Source organism: Thiohalocapsa halophila, assembly GCF_016583825.1.
Lineage (GTDB): Bacteria > Pseudomonadota > Gammaproteobacteria > Chromatiales > Chromatiaceae > Thiohalocapsa > Thiohalocapsa halophila.
Genome location: NZ_NRRV01000264.1, coordinates 1 through 645, shown reverse-complemented (window position 1 = coordinate 645; position 645 = coordinate 1). Strand labels below are relative to the sequence as shown.

The window sequence follows — 645 nt, the reverse complement described above, 5'->3', positions numbered from 1 at the left end:
AGACGGGACATGCGTGTCGCCGGCACCGGTTGGTTGCCGGTCGCTGCCTGAGCCGTCTTCTTTGGAGCCGTCTCTGGGGGAGCCGTCTCTGGGGGAATCGTGTCTTGTCGAGCCGTTGCTGGTCGAGCCGTCTAGGGGCGAGGTCTTCTCGCCAGCGTCCGCGTCACTTGTCATTCGCACGGTCCTCGGTCGCCGTCAGGTGCGAGAACGCCCCAACAGGCGGCGTCCGGTTATCCTGACTCTGAGCCCCTTCCTGCTGTCGCTCAACGGTTGGCCGAGCGTAGCGCTCCCAGACGGCTCGGGCCGGATCGCCTATGCGGTTCTCGTGTCTTGCCAGCCCTGCCCTGACCGGGGGAGGGGGTTGCGGCTTGCGTGGCTTGATCGCGGGTGCATGCGGGTCATGGCAATGCACGCAGCCGTACAGCTCAGGGTGTCCCTGCCAGTAGTCAACGCGCCTGCTGTGGCTGCCATATTGCCAGTCTTCGAGCTGCGACGCGTGGCATTGGCCGCAGACCAAATGCGCATCGTCGAACGCCACATCGTTGAGGGTGCCGCTGCTCAGTTTGTCCGGGGTCTGCATGTTGTGGCATGCGCCGCACCAGAACTCGCCGCTGCCATGCTCGAGCGACGGATGGCTGGTCGAGA

The 645-nt window shown here is 65.3% G+C and carries 1 pseudogene; it reads right to left on the bottom strand.

The window, feature by feature from the left end:
• Positions 1-163: 163 nt before the first annotated feature.
• Positions 164-645, bottom strand: a pseudogene (locus tag CKO31_RS26340) (hypothetical protein); the annotation flags it as partial.